The organism is Streptomyces sp. 8N616, assembly GCF_052246385.1.
Lineage (GTDB): Bacteria > Actinomycetota > Actinomycetes > Streptomycetales > Streptomycetaceae > Streptomyces.
This window is the reverse complement of the sequence record NZ_JBQQBY010000042.1, coordinates 35002-54589: the sequence shown is the minus strand read 5'-3', so window position 1 is coordinate 54589 and position 19588 is coordinate 35002. Positions and strand designations below refer to the sequence as shown.

The following is a 19588-nucleotide window of genomic DNA, read 5'->3' as shown; positions in this document are numbered from 1 at the left end:
TCATGACTCGATTACCATCAGGGGCGCTTTTGGGGTTGTCCGGGGGCAATGTCGTAAGGAGAGTGTGCGCGTGCCCCCGTCGGCGGCACAACGGATCCGTCCCGCGAGGGGTTCCGCGATCATGTCACCGAACCGCGTGACCCCGGTCACTTTGACCGGACAAAGCGGACACCATCTTTGTGCACGCGTTCACAAAGACATAGCCTGCTGTCGACGGGGCGGTCGTGGGACGTGTGACCGCCTGCAGCCCCGCTCTACCCGCAGGAGCACCGTGGCAACTGGCCGAACACACCGACCGGCGACCCGCAGCCGAGGGATTCCCGAGGCCACCGTCGCCCGGCTTCCGCTGTATCTGCGCGCACTGACCGCGCTCTCCGAGCGCTCGGTCCCCACGGTCTCCTCCGAGGAGCTCGCCGCAGCCGCCGGGGTGAACTCCGCCAAGCTGCGCAAGGACTTCTCCTACCTCGGCTCGTACGGGACGCGTGGCGTCGGCTACGACGTCGAGTACCTCGTGTACCAGATCTCCCGCGAGCTCGGCCTGACCCAGGACTGGCCGGTCGTGATCGTCGGAATCGGTAACCTCGGCGCCGCGCTCGCCAACTACGGGGGCTTCGCCTCCCGCGGCTTCCGGGTCGCCGCGCTGATCGACGCCGACCCCGCGATGACCGGCAAGCCGGTCGCGGGCCTGCCCGTCCGGCACACCGACGACCTGGAATCGATCATCAGCGACAACGGCGTGTCCATCGGGGTCATCGCGACCCCGGCGGGCGCCGCCCAGCAGGTCTGCGAGCGGCTCGTCGCCGCCGGTGTGACCTCGATCCTCAACTTCGCGCCCACCGTGCTCTCCGTGCCCGACGGCGTGGACGTACGCAAGGTCGACCTGTCGATCGAACTCCAGATCCTCGCCTTCCACGAGCAGCGGAAGGCCGGGGAGGAGGGCGCCGCCGAGCTGCCCGAGCCGGCGGCCGGGGCGACGGCGGCCGGGGCGGCGGTCACGCCTCCGCCGGCCGTCCGGGCGAGCGCCGACGGCGGCAGAAAGGGACCCGACGGGGACGTGCCCGCCGTGATGCCCGCATGAGTCTTCTGGTCGTCGGACTGAGCCACCGCAGCGCCCCGGTGAGCGTGCTGGAGCGGGCCTCCCTCGCCGCCGAGTCGCAGGGCAAGCTGCTGCAGGACGCGCTCGCCGCGGAGCCCGCCGCCGAGGCCGCGGTGCTCGCCACCTGCAACCGCATCGAGCTGTACGCGGATGTGGACAAGTTCCACGCCGGTGTCGCCGAGCTGTCCACGCTGCTGTCCGTGCACAGCGGTGTCTGCCTCGAGGAGCTCACCCCGTACCTCTACGTGCACTACGAGGACCGGGCCGTCCACCACCTCTTCTCGGTGGCCTGCGGCCTGGACTCGATGGTCGTCGGCGAGGGCCAGATCCTCGGCCAGATCAAGGACGCGCTGGCGCTCGGGCAGGAGCTGCACACCGCGGGCCGGCTGCTCAACGACCTCTTCCAGCAGGCGTTGCGGGTCGGCAAGCGGGCGCACAGCGAAACCGGCATCGACCGCGCCGGGCAGTCGCTCGTCACGTTCGGCCTCGAGCAGCTCGCCGACGGCGGCCCCGTGGAGGAGTGGGCCGCGGGCAAGCGCGCCCTCGTCATCGGCGCGGGTTCCATGTCGTCCCTCGCCGCAACGACGCTCGCGCGCGCCGGTGTGGCCGAACTGGTGATCGCCAACAGGACGGTGGACCGCGCAGAGCGGCTCGCCACGACCCTCGCCACCGGCCAGCTCGCCGCCGGGTCCGGCCCGGCCCTGCGCGTGCGCGCCGTGCCGATGGAGTCCGTCGACGACGAGCTCGCCGGCGCGGACCTGGTCGTCTCCTGTACGGGCGCCACGGGGCTCGTCCTGACGGCCGGTGCCCTGCTGACGGCACTCACGGACGGCCCCGAGCGCGCGGACCGCCCGGAGAGCAGGCTCGACGTGCTCGACCTCGCGATGCCGCGTGACGTCGACGCGGCCGCCCACCGCATCGACCGCGTCCGCCTCGTCGACATCGAGACCCTCGCCGAGGCCTCCGCCACGCCCTCTGATCAGCCGACTCCGTCGGCGGGGCCCATGGCGGCCGACGTCGACCGCGTCCGCGCCATCGTGTCGGAGGAGGTCGGGGCCTTCGGCGCCGCTCAGCGTGCCGCCCACATCACCCCCACCGTGGTCGCCCTGCGCACCATGGCCTCCGATGTCGTCGCCAGTGAGATCGCCCGGCTCGACGGCCGCCTCCCCGACCTGGACGACAAGCAGCGCGCCGAGATCGCCCAGACCGTGCGCCGCGTCGTCGACAAGCTCCTGCACGCGCCCACGGTGCGGGTCAAGGAGCTCGCGGGCGAGCCCGGCGGCGCCGGGTACGCCGACGCGCTGCGGGAACTCTTCGACCTCGACCCGCAGGCGGTCGCCGCCGTCAGCCGGGCCGACAGCTCCACCACGAACGACCCGAATCGAGGGCGCTCATGAGCACCACAGAGCCACTTCGTCTCGGCACCCGGCGCAGCAGGCTCGCCCTCGCCCAGTCCGGGCGCATCGCCGACGCCGTGCGCGAACTGACCGGCCGCCCCGTCGAGCTGGTCGAGATCAGCACGTACGGCGACACCTCCCGCGAGGCCCTCGCGAAGATCGGCGGCAGCGGTGTCTTCGTCACCGCGCTGCGCGACGCACTGCTCCGCGGCGAGGTCGACTTCGCCGTGCACTCCCTCAAGGACCTGCCGACAACCCAGCCCGAGGAGCTGATCCTCGCGGCGGTGCCGGAGCGCGAGGATCCGCGCGACGCCCTCGTCGCCCGCGACGGCCTCACCTTCGAGCAGCTCCCCGCCGGATCGCGTATCGGCACCGGCGCGCCGCGCCGCATGGCGCAGCTCAATGCCTGGGCCCGCAGCCTCGGCCGCGACATCGAGACCGTGCCGATCCGCGGCAATGTCGACACCCGCATCGGATACGTGCGCTCCGGCGAGCTGGACGCCGTGGTCCTGGCCGCCGCGGGCCTGACCCGTATCGGCCGCATCGACGAGGCCACCCAGAAGCTGCCCGTCGACACCGTGCTGCCTGCCCCCGGCCAGGGGGCCCTGGCGGTCGAATGCGCCGCGTCCAGCGCGGACCTCGCAGCCCGTCTCGCCGAGCTCGACGACCCGCACACCCGGGCCGCCGTGACCGCCGAGCGTTCCCTGCTCGCCGCCCTGGAGGCCGGCTGCAGCGCACCCGTGGGCGCGCTGGCCGACCTTCTGGCCGACGGGCAGGTTGTCACCGAAATGCGCCTGCGCGGCGCCGTCGGCACGACCGACGGCGCCACGCTGGTGCAGCTGTCCACCACCGGTCCCGTACCCGTGTCTCACGACGACGCCCTTGCTCTCGGCCGCGAACTGGCCGCCGAGATGCTCGCCAAGGGTGCGGCCGGTCTTATGGGGGAGCGAGCACTTTGAGCCCCACCGCCGCAAATCTTGCAAGAGCACCACACGCTGCTCTCGGTCACGTCACCTTCCTCGGTGCCGGACCCGGAGATCCGGGACTGCTGACGCTGCGCGCCGTCGAGGCGCTGGCCCGCGCGGACGTCCTGGTCGCCGATCCTCAGGTGCTGGATGTGGTGAGCAAGCACGCGAGGGCAGGCGCGGACATCCCGCAGCCTGAGCATGACGAGCCGTCAACCGCTGCGGCACAGCCCGCCCTGCGAGATGCGGCCAATCTTGTCATGGCGGCCGCGCGGGGCGGCAAGCGGGTGGTGCGTGCGGTCGCGGGCGACCCCGGCATGGACGGCGACACCGGCCAGGAGATGCTGGCGTGCGCTGCCGAGGGCATCCCGTTCGAGGTGGTGCCCGGGGTGGCCACGGCCGTGGGCGTGCCCGCGTACGCCGGTGTGCCGCTGCGGTCCTCCGAGGGCGCCGACGTCCGCTTCATCGACGCCCGTACGGCCTCCGACCGCTGCTGGACCGAGACCGGGGCCAGCGACGCGACCGTCGTCGTCACCACCACCCTCGACTCGGTCGGTACGGCCGCGGGCGAGCTGGTCGCGGCCGGGCGCAAGCCGGACACGCCGCTGACCGTCACCGTCGCCGGTACGACCACCCGCCAGCGCACCTGGACCGCCACCCTCGGCACCATCGCGCAGACCCTCAAGGCCGCCAAGGTGCTGCCCTCGCCCGACGGCGGCCAGCCGGTCATAGCCGTGGTCGGCGAGCGCGGCGCCCCCGCCCGGCGCGACCAGCTCGCGTGGTTCGAGTCCAAGCCGCTCTTCGGCTGGAAGGTCCTCGTGCCGCGCACGAAGGAGCAGGCCGCCTCGCTCTCCGACCAGCTGCGCTCGTACGGTGCCGTCCCCCATGAGGTACCGACGATCGCCGTCGAACCGCCGCGCACCCCGCAGCAGATGGAGCGCGCCGTCAAGGGCTTGGTGACGGGCCGTTACGAGTGGATCGCCTTCACGTCGGTCAACGCGGTGAAGGCGGTCCGCGAGAAGTTCGAGGAGTACGGGCTCGACGCCCGCGCCTTCGCCGGGATCAAGGTCGCGGCGGTCGGCGAGCAGACCGCCAAGGCGCTGGTGGCCTTCGGCGTGAAGCCGGACCTCGTACCGAGCGGGGAACAGTCCGCGGCCGGGCTGCTGGAGGACTGGCCGCCGTACGACCCGGTCTTCGACCCGATCGACCGCGTCTTCCTGCCGCGCGCCGACATCGCGACCGAGACGCTCGTCGCGGGCCTGATCGAGCTGGGCTGGGAGGTGGACGACGTGACCGCCTACCGGACCGTCCGCGCCTCGCCGCCGCCCGCCGAGACCCGCGAGGCGATCAAGGGCGGCGGCTTCGACGCCGTACTGTTCACCTCGTCGAGCACGGTGCGGAATCTGGTGGGCATCGCGGGCAAGCCACACAACGTCACCATCATCGCCTGCATCGGCCCGGCGACGGCCAAGACGGCGGAGGAGCACGGCCTGCGGGTCGACGTCCTCTCGCCCGAGCCGTCGGTGCACAAGCTCGCAGAGGCCCTTGCGGAGTTCGGCGCGCAGCGCCGCACGGCAGCCGTCGAGGCAGGTGAACACGTCACCCGGCCGAGCGAGCGCCGACCGGGATCGCGCAGGAGGCGCACGTGAGCGTTTACGGAAATTTCCCCGGCGCGCGGCCGCGGCGGCTGCGGACCACCCCAGCCATGCGGCGGATGGTCGCCGAGACCCGGCTGCACCCGGCCGAGCTGATCCTCCCCGCCTTCGTGCGGGAGGGCATCAGCGAGCCGGTGCCGATCTCCTCCATGCCGGGCGTCGTCCAGCACACCCGCAACACGCTGCGGAAGGCCGCGGCCGAGGCGGTCGAGGCGGGCGTCGGCGGCATCATGCTCTTCGGCGTCCCGGAGGAGCAGAAGAAGGACGCGACCGGCTCGCCGGGGACGGACCCGCACGGGATCCTGCAGCTCGCCCTCCAGGACGTACGGGCCGAGGTCGGCGACGAGCTCGTCGTCATGTCCGACCTGTGCCTGGACGAGCACACCGACCACGGCCACTGCGGCGTGCTGGACGCCGAGGGCCGGGTGGACAACGACGCGACGCTGGAGCGGTACGCGGAGATGGCGCGGGTCCAGGCGGACGCGGGCGCCCATGTCGTCGGCCCCAGCGGCATGATGGACGGGCAGGTGCGGGTCATCCGCGAGGCCCTGGACGGCATCGGCCGCCAGGACGTCGGGGTCCTCGCCTATACGGCCAAGTATGCGTCGGCCTTCTACGGGCCCTTCCGCGAGGCGGTGGCCTCGTCCCTCAAGGGCGACCGCAAGACGTACCAGCAGGACCCGGCCAATGCGAGGGAAGCCCTGCGGGAACTGGCGCTTGATCTGGCCGAAGGCGCCGACATGGTGATGGTCAAGCCCGCGCTGCCGTATCTGGATGTGCTGCGGCGGATCGCGGACGAGGTGGACGTGCCGGTCGCCGCGTACCAGATCTCCGGCGAGTACGCGATGGTCGAGGCCGCGGCCGCGCAAGGGTGGCTGGAGCGCGACCGCGCGATCATGGAGACGCTGACCTCCGTCCGCCGTGCGGGCGCGGGGCTGATCCTGACCTACTGGGCGACGGAGGTCGCGCAGCGGCTGGGGCGGGGCGACTAGCGCCCCTACGAGGAGCCGCCGCCACATCGGTGGAGTGGTACGATTTCTTGTACCGCTCTGGAAAGGGTGCCGCCCATGTCCATCACCGCCAGCGAGGCACGCAAGAACCTCTTCAAGCTCATCGAGTCAGTCAACGACGACCGCACGCCCGTCGAGATCGTCTCCCGCAAGGGCACGGCTGTCCTCATCTCGCTCGAGGACTACGAAGCGCTGCAGGAGACCGCCTATCTCCTGCGCTCCCCGGCGAACGCCCGTCGCCTTCTCGAGTCGATCGCCGAGGCCGAGAGCGGGAGCGTCGAGCACCATGAGCTCGTGGACGATGAGGCCGGGGACACCGCTGCGTGAAGCTCTCGTTCACGTCCCGGGGCTGGCAGGACTACACCTACTGGACTGAGACGGACAGGAAGATGACCCGGCGGATCAACCGGCTCATCAACGAGGCGCTACGCGATCCGTTCAACGGCATCGGCAAGCCCGAGCCTCTGCGGCAGCAGCTCGCCGGTTATTGGTCCCGGCGGATCGATGACGAACACCGCCTCGTCTACAAGCCCAAGGGCGACGAGCTCATCGTGGTGCAGGCCCGCTACCGCTACGAGTAGCAGCTGAGCAGCAGCCGGTGGCGGCGTTCCGATCGGGGCGCCGCCACCGGCTTTCCGTGTGCTGAGCCGTCCGGTCCGGCGTCAGCGGGCCGTTGTCCAGGTGTGGGCGACGTCGACCACGAGCTTGTCGGACACCTGGAAGACCCGGAAGGGCAGTCGGGCGCGAACGCCCAGTCCTATCTGGGTGTCGCCCTCGAAACTGCCTGCGAACCGGGTGTCCTTGAAGGTCCGGTATCCGTCGATGTTCACCCCGGGCAGCGGCTGTCCCGACCGCCCCGGGTACGTCACCGCGCCCGTCTCCGGGTCATAGCTCGGCGCCGCCACACGGATCTCGATAATGGCTCCACCGCTGACCGGGATGTAGTCACCCGAACCGTCCTGGTACAGCCGGTCGACGTACCGGACGTTGTAGCCGATCGGGCCGCCGCTCGTGCCGCGGATGTCGAAGACCATCCGGTCGTAGCAGTCGTGCCGACCGGTCCTGATGTCCAACAGCGGCCGGTAATCGCTGTCCCAGTCCGCCTTGTCACCGCTTCCCCAGGCTGTCGCGCAGGCCGCCGCGGTCGCGGCGGATGCTGCGGGTGCCGCCGCGGCAGCGGTGGCCGAGACCGCCGTCACCGCCAGCCCGGCGCCCGCCAGAACGAGAGCGGCCAGTGCAGTTCCCCACCGTCGCATGTCTACCCCCCAAGGTTTCGACTACGGGTACGTCAGTGGGACCGTCGAGTAACCCGGAGGGTTGTGGGCCTAATCCTGTTTAAACTTGCTCAATCCTGCCGTTCGTGCAGATTGAGCCAGGATGCGAAGGACGTCCAGGCGTCGGGGGTGAAGGTGAGGTTCGGGCCGTCCGGGTCCTTGGAGTCGCGGACGTGGACGGCGGCGGGGTGGGCGGCGACCTCGACGCATTCGCCGCCCTCATCGCCGCTGTAGCTGGACTTTCGCCAGGTGTAGGCGACTTCGAGGCAGGCGCCGCCCTGCTCGCTGCTGTAGCTGGACTTGAACCACTCCAGTGCGCCGTCGTTCATAGGTCTCCTAGCAGCCGGTCCAACAGGCCCTTCGTCTCCTCGGGGTTGAGGGCCTGTGTCCGCAGCATCGCATACTTGTGGGCCAGGATGCTCAGCTCATCGGGGTCGGAAACGAACTGGCTGCCGCGTTGCGTCTCGGTATAGGCGAGTTGTTGATGGTCGGGGGTCTCCAGCAGGATGAACGGGCCTGAGAGACCGGCATGGGTAGTTCGGCCGACCGGCATGATCTGAAGTGTGAGGCCGGGAAGGTCGGCGCACTCGCGCAAGTGGCGTACCTGCTCCCGGTACACCTCGTCGCCGCCCAGGCGGTCCATCAACACGACTTCGGAAATGACGAAGCTTGCGATTGGCGGGACCTTGCGGTGAAGAATCTCCTGGCGCTCGATGCGGGCCGCGACTCGGAGCTCGATCTCCTCCCCGCTGAGCACAGGGACGTCATTGCTGATAACCGCCCGGGCGTAACGCTCGGTCTGCAGTAGGCCTGGGATGACCTGATTCTCGTACCAGGAGAGAGCGATCGCCTCGCGCTCACAGTCGATGTATTCCGTAGCCCATACCGGGTACTTATCGATCTCCGGCATGTTCTCCACCGCCACCGCGAGCGCGCCCTTCGTCTCCAGGATGCGGTCCAGATCCTCCGCAAGATCCAGCTTCAGCGGGCGCCTGCCCTGCTCGATCGACGCGATGGTCTCCTCGTGGAGACACAGCCTCTCGGCCAGCTCCCGCTGAGTGAGCCGGGCCGCCCGGCGGAACTGAGCCACCAGGGCGCCTACGAGTCGTAAAGCTGATGCGTTTTTCCTCTTCCGTGGGTGCATGTCCCCCAACTCCCCACCCCTGTCCAGGCGTTACTCACCGTCAGCCCGTACAAACAATCCGTACGGGTTCGCCTACTGGCGCAGCCTAGTCGCGGAGAGTGACCATGGTGTCATGAATGGCACCACTGAACCGCCGTCTTTCCGCGAGAAGTTCTACCGCCGCGACCGCCGGTCCGTACCCGCTGCCAGGGGGTTCACCCAACGGGTGCTGGCGGACTGGGGGTTCGGCGGACGGTCGGACGACGTATTACTCTGCGTGAGCGAGTTGGCCACGAATGCGCTGCTGCATGGGGTTCCGCCGGGGCGCGGCTTCAGGCTGTTCCTGTCACTGGACGGAGACGGCGGCCCGCTCCGCGTCGAGGTGCACGACAGCGGCGAGGGGTATCCGCGCATCCCGGAGGCGGGGGCCGGGGCACGGGACGAGTCCGGCAGGGGCCTGCTGCTCGTAGAGGCGCTCGCCGACAAGTGGGGCGTCGGCGAGCGCGACCCGGGCAAGATCGTCTGGTGCGAGTTCGCGGACGTCGCCGACCCCCGGACTGAGACGGGGCTCGGTCGACTCGCCGCGCCATGGTCCGCCGATAGAATTCGTGGGGAGTGGAAGGGAGGACGTCATGACTCTCACGACCCCGGAGCACGCCATGAGCCCGCTTCGCAAGGCCGCCGAGGCCGCCGAGGAAGCCACCGGGCTGCGCGCTGAGATCATCCGAGGAGTCCTCATGATGTCCCCGACCCCGCGCGGCAAGCATGCCGGGATCATCAACGCTCTCTACGACCAGCTGCGCCCGGCGGTCCCGGACCACCTGCGCCCCTTCCAGGTCGCGTCCGTCGCGATGCCCGGTGACCCGGACGACTACGCCACTCCCGGCCTGCTCGTCTGCGACGCCGGGTTCGGGGAGTCGGACGACTGGCTGGCCGACCCCGGCGATGTCGACCTGGTCGTCGAAGTGGTCTCCAAGGGCAACAGCACCAAGGACACCCGCGACATGGTCGGCTGGTACGCCGACGCAGGCGTGCCCGCGTATCTGCTCGTCGACCCGCGCGACGGCACGTGGACGCTCTACACCGTCCCGCGCGAGGGGGCTTACCAGGGCGTCCTGCACGGTCTCTACGGCGAGACCGTCGCCGTTCCTCGGCTCGACGTGGAGATCGAGACCGGCGGGTTCGCGCGGTATGCCTGACGGCGAGGACTCTGCCGATCGCGCGGTGATGGTTGCCGATATTGAAGATGCTCTTGCGCTCACGGAGTACCGGGCCCTTTCAGCGTGCGATAAAGCGGCAGGCGTTCCCCATGACGAGGTGCGTGCGCGGCTCGGCCTGGAGCGTGCGTGACGTACGAGAACGACACGCGAGAGCCCCCGGAGGTCTGCCGACCTCCGGGGGCTCTCGCGCTGTCGGGGGTTACAGCCGCTCGGGGGTGCGGATGCCCAGCAGGGACATGCCCTGGTGGAGCGTGCGGGCCGTCAGGTCGCACAGGAAGAGGCGGTTCTCGACCGTCTCCGGGGTCTCGGCCTTGATGACCGGGCACTGGTCGTAGAAGGTCGTGTAGAACGAGGCCAGTTGGTAGAGGTACGCGGCCAGCTTGTGCGGCTCGTACGTCTCGGCGACGCCCGCCAGGGACTCCGCGAACTCGTCAAGGTGCAGGCCGAGGGCCCGCTCGGCGGGGGCGAGCGGCAGGTCCGGGTGGGCCTGCGGGCGGGCGGTGTCGCCCGCCTTGCGGATGATCGACTGGATACGGGCGTACGCGTACTGCAGGTAGACGCTGGTGTCGCCGTTCAGCGAGACCATCCGGTCCAGGTCGAAAACGTAGTCCCGGGTCAGCGAGTTCGACAGGTCCGCGTACTTCACGGCGCCGATGCCGACCTGGGCGGCCCGCTCGGCGACCTCCGCCTCCGTCAGGTCCGGGGCCTTCTCCGCCACGACCTGGGCCGCCCGGTCGATCGCCTCGTCCAGCAGGTCGACCAGCCGGACCGTCTCGCCCTCACGCGTCTTGAACGGCTTGCCGTCCTTGCCGAGGACCGTGCCGAACGGGAGGTGCGTGGCGGTGACTTCGTCGGTCAGCCAGCCCGCCCGGCGGGCGGTCTCGAAGACCATCCGGAAGTGCAGCGCCTGCCGGGCGTCCACCACGTAGAGCAGGGTGCCGGCCTTCAGCCGGCCCGTACGGTCGCGGATCGCGGCGAGGTCGGTCGCCGCGTAGCCGAAGCCGCCGTCGGCCTTCTGGACGATGAGCGGGACGGGCGTGCCGTCCTGGCCCTTGATGTCGTCGAAGAAGACGCACAGCGCGCCCTGGGAGCGGACGGCGACGCCCGACTCCTCCAGCAGCTTGCAGGTCTCGACGAGCATGTCGTTGTACGCGCTCTCGCCGACGATGTCCTCGTCGCGGATCTCGACGTCCAGCTTGTGGTACACGCCCTGGAAGTAGATCTTCGACTCGTCGACGATCTTGTGCCAGAGGGCGAGGGTCTCGGCGTCGCCGGCCTGGAGGTCGACGACCCGCCGGCGGGCGCGGGTCTTGAAGTCCTCGTCGGAGTCGAAGAGGGCGCGGGACGCCTTGTAGAGGCGGTTGAGGCGGGACATGGCCGCCTCGCCCTCTCCGTCGCCGTTCGCGGCGTCCGACTCGTGGTCCAGCTCGTGCGGGTGCTCGATCAGGTACTGGATGAGCATGCCGAACTGGGTGCCCCAGTCGCCGATGTGGTGGCGCCGGATCACCGTCTCGCCGCGGTGCTCCAGGATCTGCACGATCGCGTCGCCGATCACGGTGGAGCGCAGATGCCCGACGTGCATCTCCTTGGCCACGTTGGGCTGGGAGTAGTCGATCACGGTGGTGCCCGGCCGCTCCGCGTACGGAACGCCCAGGCGGTCGTCGGCGGCCCGCGCGGCGAGCGTGGAGGTGATCGCGGAGTCGGTGACCGCGATGTTGAGGAAGCCCGGGCCCGAGACCTCGACGCCCGCCAGGACGTCGTCGGCCGGGAGCCGGTCGACGACCTTGGCCGCCAGCTCCCGCGGGTTCCCCTTCAGCTTCTTGGCCAGGCCCAGCACGCCGTTGGCCTGGAAGTCCGCACGGTCGCTGCGTCGCAGCAGCGGGTCGGCGGAGCCGGCCTCCGGCAGGGCAGCCGAGAGGGCGTCCGCGACGCGCTGGTTGACCGAAGCGGCGAGGGAAGGGACCGAGGCCATGGATACGTACCGTTCCGTTGGTGTGGAAGGGGATTGACGCCAGTATCCCATGGCGCCGCCAGTGAATTTCGGTCTGGGACAATGGGGGCGCCAGGCTGTCGAGCAGAGAATCAAGAAGGAAGTGCCGATCGTGGCTCAGAGCACTGAGACCGACTGGGTCTCCAGGTTCGCGGACGAGGTCATTGCCGAGGCGGAGCGCCGCGCCCCCGGCAAACCGATCGTCTGCGCCTCGGGCCTCAGCCCGTCCGGGCCGATCCACCTGGGCAACCTTCGCGAGGTCATGACCCCGCACCTCGTCGCGGACGAGATCCGGCGGCGCGGACACGCGTGCGTGCACATCCTGTCGTGGGACGACTACGACCGGTTCCGGAAGGTGCCGGCCGGTGTCGACCCGTCCTGGTCCGAGCACATCGGCAAGCCGCTGACCTCCGTGCCCGCCCCGCCCGGCAGCTCGTACGCGAACTGGGCCGAGCACTTCAAGGCACCGATGATCAAGGCACTTGAGGAGCTCGGGATCGAGTTCCACGGCATCAGCCAGACCGAGAAGTACACCTCGGGCGCCTACCGCGAGCAGATCCTCTTCGCCATGCGCGAGCGCGAGCGGATCGACGAGATCCTCGACCGCTACCGGACGAAGGACAAGGTCGCGGAGGCGAAGAAGAAGGCGCAGCCGAAGCAGCAGCAGAAGGGCAAGCTCGACGAGGCGGACGCGGCAGCCGCCGAGGCCGCGGCGGAGGGCTCGGGTGCCGCGACCGAGGACGACGGCAAGGCGGCCGCGGGCTACTTCCCGTACAAGCCGTACTGCTCGGTCTGCGAGCGCGACCTGACGACGGTCACGGCGTACGACGACGCGACGACCGAGCTCTCGTACACCTGCGCCTGCGGGCACGCCGAGACCGTGCGGCTCTCCGAGCACGACCGCGGCAAGCTGGTCTGGAAGGTCGACTGGCCCATGCGCTGGGCGTACGAGGGCGTGATCTTCGAGCCGTCCGGCGTCGACCACTCCTCGCCGGGCTCGTCGTACGTGGTCGGCGGGCAGATCGTCCGGGAGGTCTTCGGCGGTGAGCAGCCGATCGGGCCGATGTACGCCTTCGTCGGCATCAGCGGCATGGCCAAGATGTCGAGCTCCAAGGGCGGGGTGCCGACCCCGGCCGACGCGCTGGAGATCATGGAAGCGCCGCTGCTGCGCTGGCTGTACGCGCGGCGCAAGCCCAACCAGTCCTTCAAGATCGCCTTCGACCAGGAGATCCAGCGGCTCTACGACGAGTGGGACGCGCTGGAGCGGAAGGTCGCGGAGGGCGGCGCGCAGCCGGCGGACGCGGCCGCGTACAGCCGCGCGACGCGTACGGCCGCGGGTGAGCTGCCGCGGACGCCGCGGCCGCTGCCGTACCGGACGCTCGCCTCGGTCGTCGACATCACCACCGGGCACGACGAGCAGACGCTGCGGATTCTGCGGGACCTCGACCCGGCCGACCCGATCACGTCGCTGGACGAGACCCGGCCGCGGCTCGACAAGGCCGAGCGGTGGATCACCACGCAGGTGCCGGCCGAGTCCCGCACGCGGGTCCGGGAGGAGCCGGACACCGAGCTGCTGGCCTCGCTGGGCGAAGGGGAGCGGGAGTCGCTGCGGCTGCTGCTGGACGGGCTCGACGAGCACTGGTCGCTGGACGGTCTCACGGCGCTGGTGTACGGGGTGCCGAAGATCCAGGCGGGGCTCGCGCCGGACGCGAAGCCGACGCCGGAGCTGAAGGTGGCGCAGCGGTCGTTCTTCGCGCTGCTCTACCGGCTGCTGGTGGGGCGCGACACGGGGCCGCGGCTGCCGACGCTGCTGCTGGCGGTGGGGGCGGACCGGGTGCGGAAGCTCTTGGGGGCGTAGCCCTGACCGGCCGGTTGTGGGCATTCGTTCCGCCCCGCGGAACGAATGCCCACACCCTTCTGCTCAGCCCGCCATTCCCATTTCCGTCTCGTAGCGGTCGCGCAGCTCGCGCAGGTAGGTGCGCAGGTAGTTCTCGCTCAGCAGGCTGCCGTCGCGGTTGGTGACCCCGAAGCGGTCGTGGAGGGCGCGGGAGAGCTGGCGGGCGGTGGGGCGGTTGCCCTGTTCCGCTATGAAGCCGCGGTACGCCTCGAAGTAGACCTCTTCGTGCGGGACTCCGTCGGGAAAGCCGGTGGGGTCGTCACCGGCCTCGGGCGCGGGGTAGTCCTCCGGCGCCGGCGCGGGCTCGACGAAGAGCTGTTCCTGCGGCTCCTGCGCGGTGGCGCGCGGCGACGGTACGAAGGCGGAGTGGCCGTTCAACTGGGCCTGGCCCAGCGCCCGGTAGCGGCCCGGGCCGACCGGAACGGTGACGTGCGGGGCCTCGGACTCGGCCGCGTACGTCGCGGGGGCGGGTGGTGGCTGGGGCCGTGCGGACGTCTGGAGGGCGTCCTGACGGTCCGCCGCGGCGTCGGAGACCTCTGGGGCGTACTCCTCGCCGTACGCCCCAGAGGCGTACTCCTCGGCGGTCTGCCCGAGCCCGAGCCCGCGCCCGATCCCGGCCCCGGTCTCCGTCCCGTCCCCGCCGCCGGCGGTCAGCGACCGGCGGTCCGTCGCCTCCCGTTGGGCGAGTTCCGGCGCCGGGGCCCCCTGGCCGGCGCGTTCGGCGGGCAGGACGGGCGGGTCGATCCCGGCCGCGGCGAGGCCGGCGGGACCGGTCTCGGCCAGCGGTATGCCGTACCGCGCCAGCTTCAGCGGCATGAGGGACTCCACGGGCGCCTTGCGGCGCCAGGCGCGGCCGTAGCGGGCGCGGAGGCGGGCCTGGTAGACGAGGCGGTCCTGCTCGAGCCTGATGACCTCGTCGTAACTGCGCAGCTCCCACAGCTTCATCCGCCGCCACAGCCGGAAGGTGGAGGGGAAGGCGAGCAGCCAGCGGGCGATGCGTACCGACTCCATGTGCCGGTCGGCGGTGATGTCGGCGATCCGGCCGATCGCGTGCCGGGCCGCTTCGATGGCGACGACGAAGAGGACCGGGATGACGGCGTGCATGCCGACGCCGAGGGGGTCGGGCCAGGCCGCGGCGCCGTTGAAGGCGATGGTCGCGGCCGTCAGCAGCCAGGCGGTCTGGCGCAGCAGCGGGAACGGGATCCGGATCCAGGTCAGCAGCAGGTCCAGGGCGAGCAGGACGACGATCCCGGCGTCGATGCCGATGGGGAAGACGAGGGAGAAGTCGCCGAAGCCCTTCTTCTCGGCGAGGTCGCGCACGGCCGCGTACGAGCCGGCGAAGCCGATCGCCGCGATGATGAGCGCGCCGGCGACGACCACGCCGATGAGTATCCGGTGTGTGCGTGTCAGCTTCATCGCGTTCGGCGCGGCCATCCCGCGATCCCCTCCAACCAACAGCCTTCGGCATCCGGACCGGCTTCGGAATCCGGCGGCCCACAGCCTGGCATACGCGGGGGCGCCGCGGTGCCCGGGTCCGCGCGGGATCCGGGCACCGGGTCGCCGTTTCAGCTGATTTACGGCCTACGTACGCGCGTTGCCCGCTCCAGTTTCTCGGCGCTTCACGCGCCGGACCGGCTCGCCGTGCCCGCCTTCGCGACGGCCGCGGCGGCCTCCTTGGCGGCGCTCTGTGCGTCCTTGAGCATGTCGGCGGCCTTCGGCGTCTTCGCGTCCTCGTAGCCCGCGCCGTTGTAGTTGAGGGTGATGACGACGTTGGCCGTGCGGGCGATGACGGTCTGGTTCCTGAAGTCTTCGCGGTCCTTCTTCACGGCGTACGTGAGAGTCGCCGCCTGGTCGCCGACCCCCGCGGCCGTACCGGTCTTGAGGTCTTTGGCGCCCTTTGCCGGCTTCGAGCTGCCGACCTGCTTGGTGAAGTAGTCCTTGGCGCGGCTCTCGCCGCTGCCGAGGGTGGGGTCGGACTCGAAGCGCTGGAAGGAGATGTCCAGCCAGCGGTACTGGAAGCCGTCGAGCCCGTTCCAGGAGCAGGTGCCGCGCGCGTCGATGTCGGGGGACTTTCCGGCCGTACCGGACTTGGTCTTCGCCTTGGGTACGAGGTTCCCGACGGTCTTCTTGGTGAGTGCCGTGCACGGGCGGGGCAGCTTGGCGTACTTCGCGGGCTCAGGCGTCGGCGTCGCGCTGGGCTCGGCCGACTTCTCGGTGCCGCCGCCCGCGTCCGAGCCCTTGGTGTCGTCGCCGGAGTCCGGGAGCAAGGAGCAGCCGGCGACGAGCATCACCGGTACGACGGCTGCGCACGCGAGGAGGCGCGCGAGTCGCGGAGCGGGTCGCTTGGCGGGTCGCTGGGCTGATCTGTGCATGGTTACTTCGCTCTTCCGTCGTCGGTCGTCGTGTCGTCGGTCGTCGTCCATATCGTCCATGTCATCCACGTGACGGGCGGCCGTACTGCGTCCGTTTCGTCCGCAAGGCTATTAGCCGAAGCGCTCGACGAGCTCCTCGGCCAGGCGAAGGGCCTTGGTCTGAAGGTCCCCGCTCTCCGGGACGTCGGACTGGGCGGCGGACCACCGGTCGTACTCGACCGTGACGATGACGTTGGACGCCCGGAAGACGACGGTGATGTCGCGGTGGACGCCGGAATCGGCTGTGACCAGGCGGTCGTCGAGGTACGCGACGTCGGCGAGGTCGTCGAGGGGGCGGGGGGCCGTGGCGGGGTCGTCGCCCGGGTCGCCGGAGGACGAGGAGCTTCCGGAGGACGTGTTCGCGGAACCGTTGGCGGCGCCCCTGTTGTCTTTCTCACTCTCGTCGTTGTCCGGTTCGTCCGCCTTGTCCGCTTCGTTGGAGGCGGAGGGGGACGGGGAGGTGGGCGTGGAGGAGTCCGGGTCGTCGCTGTCCGGGTCGTCGCTGTCCGGGGTGTCGCTCTCCGAAACGACCGCGGGGATGTCCGCGGCCGTGGCCTTCTTGTCGTAGAGCTCCTGCGCGCGGTCCTCGTCGCTGACGGCCGGGTCGTACGACACGACGCGCTCGAAGTCGATGCTGAGGTGGCGGGTGCCCTCCGGCGACTCGGCCTGCCAGCGGCAGCCGACGCGGCGGTCCGTGTCGTACGTGATGGCCGCCTGGCCCTCGTACCCCTTCTCCCGCTCCTCCTCCTCGAGGTCCTCGAGGCCGGGCAGCAGCGCGCGGAGCGTGCCGGGCCCGACGGCGCCGCAGGGGTCGTCGAGGGTGCGGTACTTGCCGGGCTCGGCGGCGGGCGCGGTGGCGGCGGGATCGCCCGGCTTGGAGTCCTGCGGGGAGCCGCCGCCGGAGCCGCCGGTGCAGCCGGTGAGTCCGGTGAGGCCGGCGGTGAGCCCTGCGGCGAGCAGCGTGGCGGCCAGGGCGGTGCCTGGTGCGTACGGCCTTCGCTGCACGGTCTGCGGCTCCCTTCGGGGGAAAACTGGTTGCCGCCGGTCGGCGGGCGCTGGACACAATGTTGTATCGCACGCACTGCCGCGCCTGCTGGGTCCTTGTCGAGAAGCTAGCGGTAAGTCCGGCTTTTGCGGTTTCTGTTTTTACGGGGGAATTGAGGACATCATGGCGTACACCGAAGTGCCCGGCGCTCGGGTGCCGATCCGGATGTGGACCGACCCGGCGACGGTCGAGGGCGGCGCGATGCAGCAGCTGCATAACGTCGCGACGCTGCCGTGGATCAAGGGCCTGGCCGTCATGCCCGATGTGCACTACGGCAAGGGCGCGACGGTCGGCTCGGTGATCGCGATGCACGGTGCGGTCTGCCCGGCGGCGGTCGGCGTCGACATCGGCTGCGGCATGAGCGCGGTGAAGACCTCGCTGACCGCGAACGACCTGCCCGGCGACCTGTCCCGGCTGCGCTCGAAGATCGAGCAGGCGATTCCCGTGGGGCGCGGGATGCACGACGACCCGGTGGAGCCGGGGCGGCTGCACGGCTTCCCGACGGCGGGGTGGGACGACTTCTGGGCGCGGTTCCAGGGGGTCGCGGACGCGGTCAAGTTCCGTGAGGAGCGGGCCACGAAGCAGATGGGAACGCTCGGCTCCGGCAACCACTTCGTCGAACTCTGTGTGGATACGACGGGTGCCGTCTGGCTCATGCTCCACTCCGGCTCCCGGAACATCGGCAAGGAGCTGGCCGAGTTCCACATCGGCGAGGCGCAGAAGCTGCCGCACAACCAGGGCCTGGTCGACCGCGACCTCGCGGTCTTCATCGCGGACACACCGCAGATGGCGGCGTACCGGAACGACCTGTTCTGGGCGCAGGAGTACGCCAGGAACAACCGCGCCATCATGATGGGGCTCTTCCAGGACGTGATCCGCAAGGAGTTCAAGAAGGCGAAGCCGACCTTCGAGCAGGTCATCTCCTGTCACCACAACTACGTGGCGGAGGAGCAGTACGAGGGCATGGACCTGCTCGTGACCCGCAAGGGCGCGATCCGGGCGGGCAGCGGCGACTACGGCATCATCCCGGGTTCCATGGGCACGGGCTCGTACATCGTCCGCGGGCTCGGGAACGCGGCCTCGTTCAACTCCGCCTCGCACGGCGCGGGCCGGAAGATGAGCCGCAACGCCGCGAAGAAGCGCTTCACGACGCGGGACCTGGAGGACCAGACCCGGGGTGTGGAGTGCCGCAAGGACTCGGGCGTGGTCGACGAGATCCCGGGCGCGTACAAGCCCATCGAGAAGGTGATGGACCAGCAGCGGGACCTGGTCGAGGTCGTGGCGAAGCTGAAGCAGGTCGTGTGCGTGAAGGGCTGACGCCCTTCCGCCCTTCAGCCCTTCCGCCCTTCAGCTCTCGCGGTGGACCTTGTAGTTGGAGGCCTGGGCGCGGGGGCGGACGACCAGGAGGTCGATGTTGACGTGCGGCGGGCGGGTCACCGCCCAGGTGACCGTGTCCGCCACGTCATCCGCCGTGAGCGGCTCGGCCACGCCCGCGTAGACCGCCGCGGCCTTGTCCTGATCGCCGCGGTAGCGGGTCAGGGCGAACTCCTCCGTCTTCACCATGCCCGGCGCGATCTCGATGACCCGCACCGGCTGTCCGCACAGCTCCAGGCGCAGCGTCTCGGCGATGACATGGGCGCCGTGCTTGGCGGCGACGTAGCCGCCACCGCCCTCGTACGTCGCCAGGCCCGCGGTGGAGGAGAGGACGACGACGGTGCCGTCGCCCGACGCGGTGAGGGCGGGGAGCAGGGCCTGCGTGATGTGGAGCACGCCGAGCACGTTGACCTCGTACATCGAGCGCCAGTCGGCCGGGTCGGCGGAGGCCACGGGCTCGGTGCCGAGCGCGCCGCCCGCGTTGTTGACCAGCACCCGGACCGGGCCGTAGCGGTCGAGGGAGGCGGCGAGCGCCTCGACGGCCGCGCGGTCGGTGACGTCCAGGGCGTACGGCACCGCCTCGTGCCCCGCCTCGGTCAGCTCGGCGGCCAGCGCCTCGATGCGGTCCTTGCGGCGGGCGGTGAGGACGACGCGGTAGCCGGCGGCTGCCAGCCGCCGCGCGGTCGCGGCGCCGATACCGCTGCTCGCACCGGTGATGACGGCAGTCGGGACGGTGGACATGAGGCCTCCTGCGGCGCGGCGTTGTCGGTCCGTACGAAGAATATTCCGGTCAGCGGGCCCGCGGCGCGTACATGATCACGGCGACTCCGATGAGGCAGATCAGCGCACCGGCCACGTCGTAGCGGTCCGGACGGTAGCCGTCCGCGACCACGCCCCAGGCGAGCGACCCGGCCACGAACACCCCGCCGTACGCGGCCAGGATGCGGCCGAAGTGCACGTCCGGCTGGAGTGTGGCCACAAACCCGTACGCGCCGAGGGCGATGACACCGGCACCGATCCAGGCCCAGCCCCGGTGCTCCCGCACGCCCTGCCACACCAGCCAGGCGCCGCCGATCTCCAGCAGGGCGGCGAGGACGAAGAGGGTCACGGAGCGCGCGATGAACATGCCGC

Annotated in this window: 21 protein-coding genes; 12 read left to right on the top strand and 9 right to left on the bottom strand. The window is 70.6% G+C overall.

Annotated features, from left to right (window positions below; genetic code table 11):
- The first annotated feature begins 271 nt into the window (after positions 1-271).
- From ACTWQC_RS30200 to ACTWQC_RS30170, 7 genes are all read left to right on the top strand, one after another.
- Positions 272-1078, top strand: coding sequence for a redox-sensing transcriptional repressor Rex (locus ACTWQC_RS30200; RefSeq protein WP_443319021.1), 807 nt, complete (start codon positions 272-274; stop codon positions 1076-1078).
- Positions 1075-2493 (top strand): glutamyl-tRNA reductase, encoded by a 1419-nt coding sequence (locus ACTWQC_RS30195; RefSeq protein ID WP_443319020.1) that lies wholly within the window; start codon positions 1075-1077, stop codon positions 2491-2493. The genes ACTWQC_RS30200 and ACTWQC_RS30195 overlap by 4 nt, the downstream gene beginning before the upstream one ends.
- The gene (gene hemC / locus ACTWQC_RS30190; RefSeq protein WP_443319019.1) at positions 2490-3452 is read left to right on the top strand and encodes a hydroxymethylbilane synthase; all 963 of its coding nucleotides are present in this window, start codon (positions 2490-2492) and stop codon (positions 3450-3452) included. The genes ACTWQC_RS30195 and hemC overlap by 4 nt, the downstream gene beginning before the upstream one ends.
- Positions 3449-5107: a uroporphyrinogen-III synthase gene (locus ACTWQC_RS30185; RefSeq protein WP_443319018.1), complete on the top strand. Its 1659-nt coding sequence runs from the start codon at positions 3449-3451 to the stop codon at positions 5105-5107. The genes hemC and ACTWQC_RS30185 overlap by 4 nt, the downstream gene beginning before the upstream one ends.
- Positions 5104-6105, top strand: coding sequence for a porphobilinogen synthase (hemB, locus tag ACTWQC_RS30180; RefSeq protein WP_443319017.1), 1002 nt, complete (start codon positions 5104-5106; stop codon positions 6103-6105). Before ACTWQC_RS30185 ends, hemB begins: the two co-directional genes overlap by 4 nt.
- A gap of 75 nt (positions 6106-6180) precedes the next feature.
- Positions 6181-6450, top strand: a complete 270-nt coding sequence (locus ACTWQC_RS30175; RefSeq protein WP_443319016.1) for a type II toxin-antitoxin system Phd/YefM family antitoxin — start codon at positions 6181-6183, stop codon at positions 6448-6450.
- Complete coding sequence (locus tag ACTWQC_RS30170) at positions 6447-6704, top strand: Txe/YoeB family addiction module toxin (protein ID WP_443319015.1); 258 nt, start codon at positions 6447-6449, stop codon at positions 6702-6704. Before ACTWQC_RS30175 ends, ACTWQC_RS30170 begins: the two co-directional genes overlap by 4 nt.
- 81 nt (positions 6705-6785) lie before the next feature.
- Here the strand turns inward: ACTWQC_RS30170 and ACTWQC_RS30165 are convergent, their stop codons facing one another.
- From ACTWQC_RS30165 to ACTWQC_RS30155, 3 genes are all read right to left on the bottom strand, one after another.
- The gene (locus ACTWQC_RS30165; protein WP_443319014.1) at positions 6786-7379 is read right to left on the bottom strand and encodes an AMIN-like domain-containing (lipo)protein; all 594 of its coding nucleotides are present in this window, start codon (positions 7377-7379) and stop codon (positions 6786-6788) included.
- Between the two features lie 89 nt (positions 7380-7468).
- Positions 7469-7726, bottom strand: coding sequence for a DUF397 domain-containing protein (locus ACTWQC_RS30160; RefSeq protein WP_443319013.1), 258 nt, complete (start codon positions 7724-7726; stop codon positions 7469-7471).
- Entirely contained in the window at positions 7723-8541 is an 819-nt protein-coding gene (locus ACTWQC_RS30155; protein ID WP_443319012.1) for a helix-turn-helix domain-containing protein, read from the bottom strand. The genes ACTWQC_RS30160 and ACTWQC_RS30155 overlap by 4 nt, the downstream gene beginning before the upstream one ends.
- Between ACTWQC_RS30155 and ACTWQC_RS30150 the strand changes: the two genes are divergently transcribed.
- From ACTWQC_RS30150 to ACTWQC_RS30140, 3 genes are read left to right on the top strand one after another with little or no spacing between them, the layout of a single operon-like run.
- On the top strand, positions 8540-9238 hold the full coding sequence (locus ACTWQC_RS30150) for an ATP-binding protein (protein ID WP_443319011.1): 699 nt from the start codon (positions 8540-8542) through the stop codon (positions 9236-9238). The two genes, ACTWQC_RS30155 and ACTWQC_RS30150, sit on opposite strands and share 2 nt — an antisense overlap.
- Positions 9153-9719, top strand: coding sequence for a Uma2 family endonuclease (locus tag ACTWQC_RS30145; protein ID WP_443319010.1), 567 nt, complete (start codon positions 9153-9155; stop codon positions 9717-9719). The genes ACTWQC_RS30150 and ACTWQC_RS30145 overlap by 86 nt, the downstream gene beginning before the upstream one ends.
- Positions 9712-9870 (top strand): prevent-host-death family protein, encoded by a 159-nt coding sequence (locus ACTWQC_RS30140; protein ID WP_443319009.1) that lies wholly within the window; start codon positions 9712-9714, stop codon positions 9868-9870. Before ACTWQC_RS30145 ends, ACTWQC_RS30140 begins: the two co-directional genes overlap by 8 nt.
- 69 nt (positions 9871-9939) lie before the next feature.
- On the opposite strand, the gene argS is transcribed toward ACTWQC_RS30140, so the two are convergent.
- Positions 9940-11712, bottom strand: a complete 1773-nt coding sequence (gene argS, locus ACTWQC_RS30135) for an arginine--tRNA ligase (RefSeq protein ID WP_443319008.1) — start codon at positions 11710-11712, stop codon at positions 9940-9942.
- A 121-nt stretch (positions 11713-11833) separates the two neighbouring features.
- On the opposite strand from argS, the gene lysS reads away from it, so the two are divergent.
- Entirely contained in the window at positions 11834-13588 is a 1755-nt protein-coding gene (gene lysS / locus ACTWQC_RS30130; protein WP_443319007.1) for a lysine--tRNA ligase, read from the top strand.
- Positions 13589-13651: 63 nt separating this feature from the next.
- On the opposite strand, the gene ACTWQC_RS30125 is transcribed toward lysS, so the two are convergent.
- From ACTWQC_RS30125 to ACTWQC_RS30115, 3 genes are all read right to left on the bottom strand, one after another.
- Entirely contained in the window at positions 13652-15061 is a 1410-nt protein-coding gene (locus ACTWQC_RS30125; protein WP_443319006.1) for a DUF2637 domain-containing protein, read from the bottom strand.
- Positions 15062-15246: 185 nt separating this feature from the next.
- Entirely contained in the window at positions 15247-15999 is a 753-nt protein-coding gene (locus tag ACTWQC_RS30120) for a DUF3558 domain-containing protein (protein ID WP_443319005.1), read from the bottom strand.
- Positions 16000-16110: 111 nt separating this feature from the next.
- On the bottom strand, positions 16111-17043 hold the full coding sequence (locus ACTWQC_RS30115) for a hypothetical protein (protein ID WP_443319004.1): 933 nt from the start codon (positions 17041-17043) through the stop codon (positions 16111-16113).
- 163 nt (positions 17044-17206) lie between these two features.
- Between ACTWQC_RS30115 and ACTWQC_RS30110 the strand changes: the two genes are divergently transcribed.
- Positions 17207-18400: an RtcB family protein gene (locus ACTWQC_RS30110; RefSeq protein WP_443319003.1), complete on the top strand. Its 1194-nt coding sequence runs from the start codon at positions 17207-17209 to the stop codon at positions 18398-18400.
- A gap of 30 nt (positions 18401-18430) precedes the next feature.
- Here the strand turns inward: ACTWQC_RS30110 and ACTWQC_RS30105 are convergent, their stop codons facing one another.
- Both ACTWQC_RS30105 and ACTWQC_RS30100 read right to left on the bottom strand, forming a co-directional pair.
- Positions 18431-19198, bottom strand: coding sequence for an SDR family NAD(P)-dependent oxidoreductase (locus ACTWQC_RS30105; RefSeq protein ID WP_443319002.1), 768 nt, complete (start codon positions 19196-19198; stop codon positions 18431-18433).
- A 49-nt stretch (positions 19199-19247) separates the two neighbouring features.
- Positions 19248-19583: a YnfA family protein gene (locus tag ACTWQC_RS30100; protein WP_443319001.1), complete on the bottom strand. Its 336-nt coding sequence runs from the start codon at positions 19581-19583 to the stop codon at positions 19248-19250.
- Positions 19584-19588: the final 5 nt, after the last annotated feature.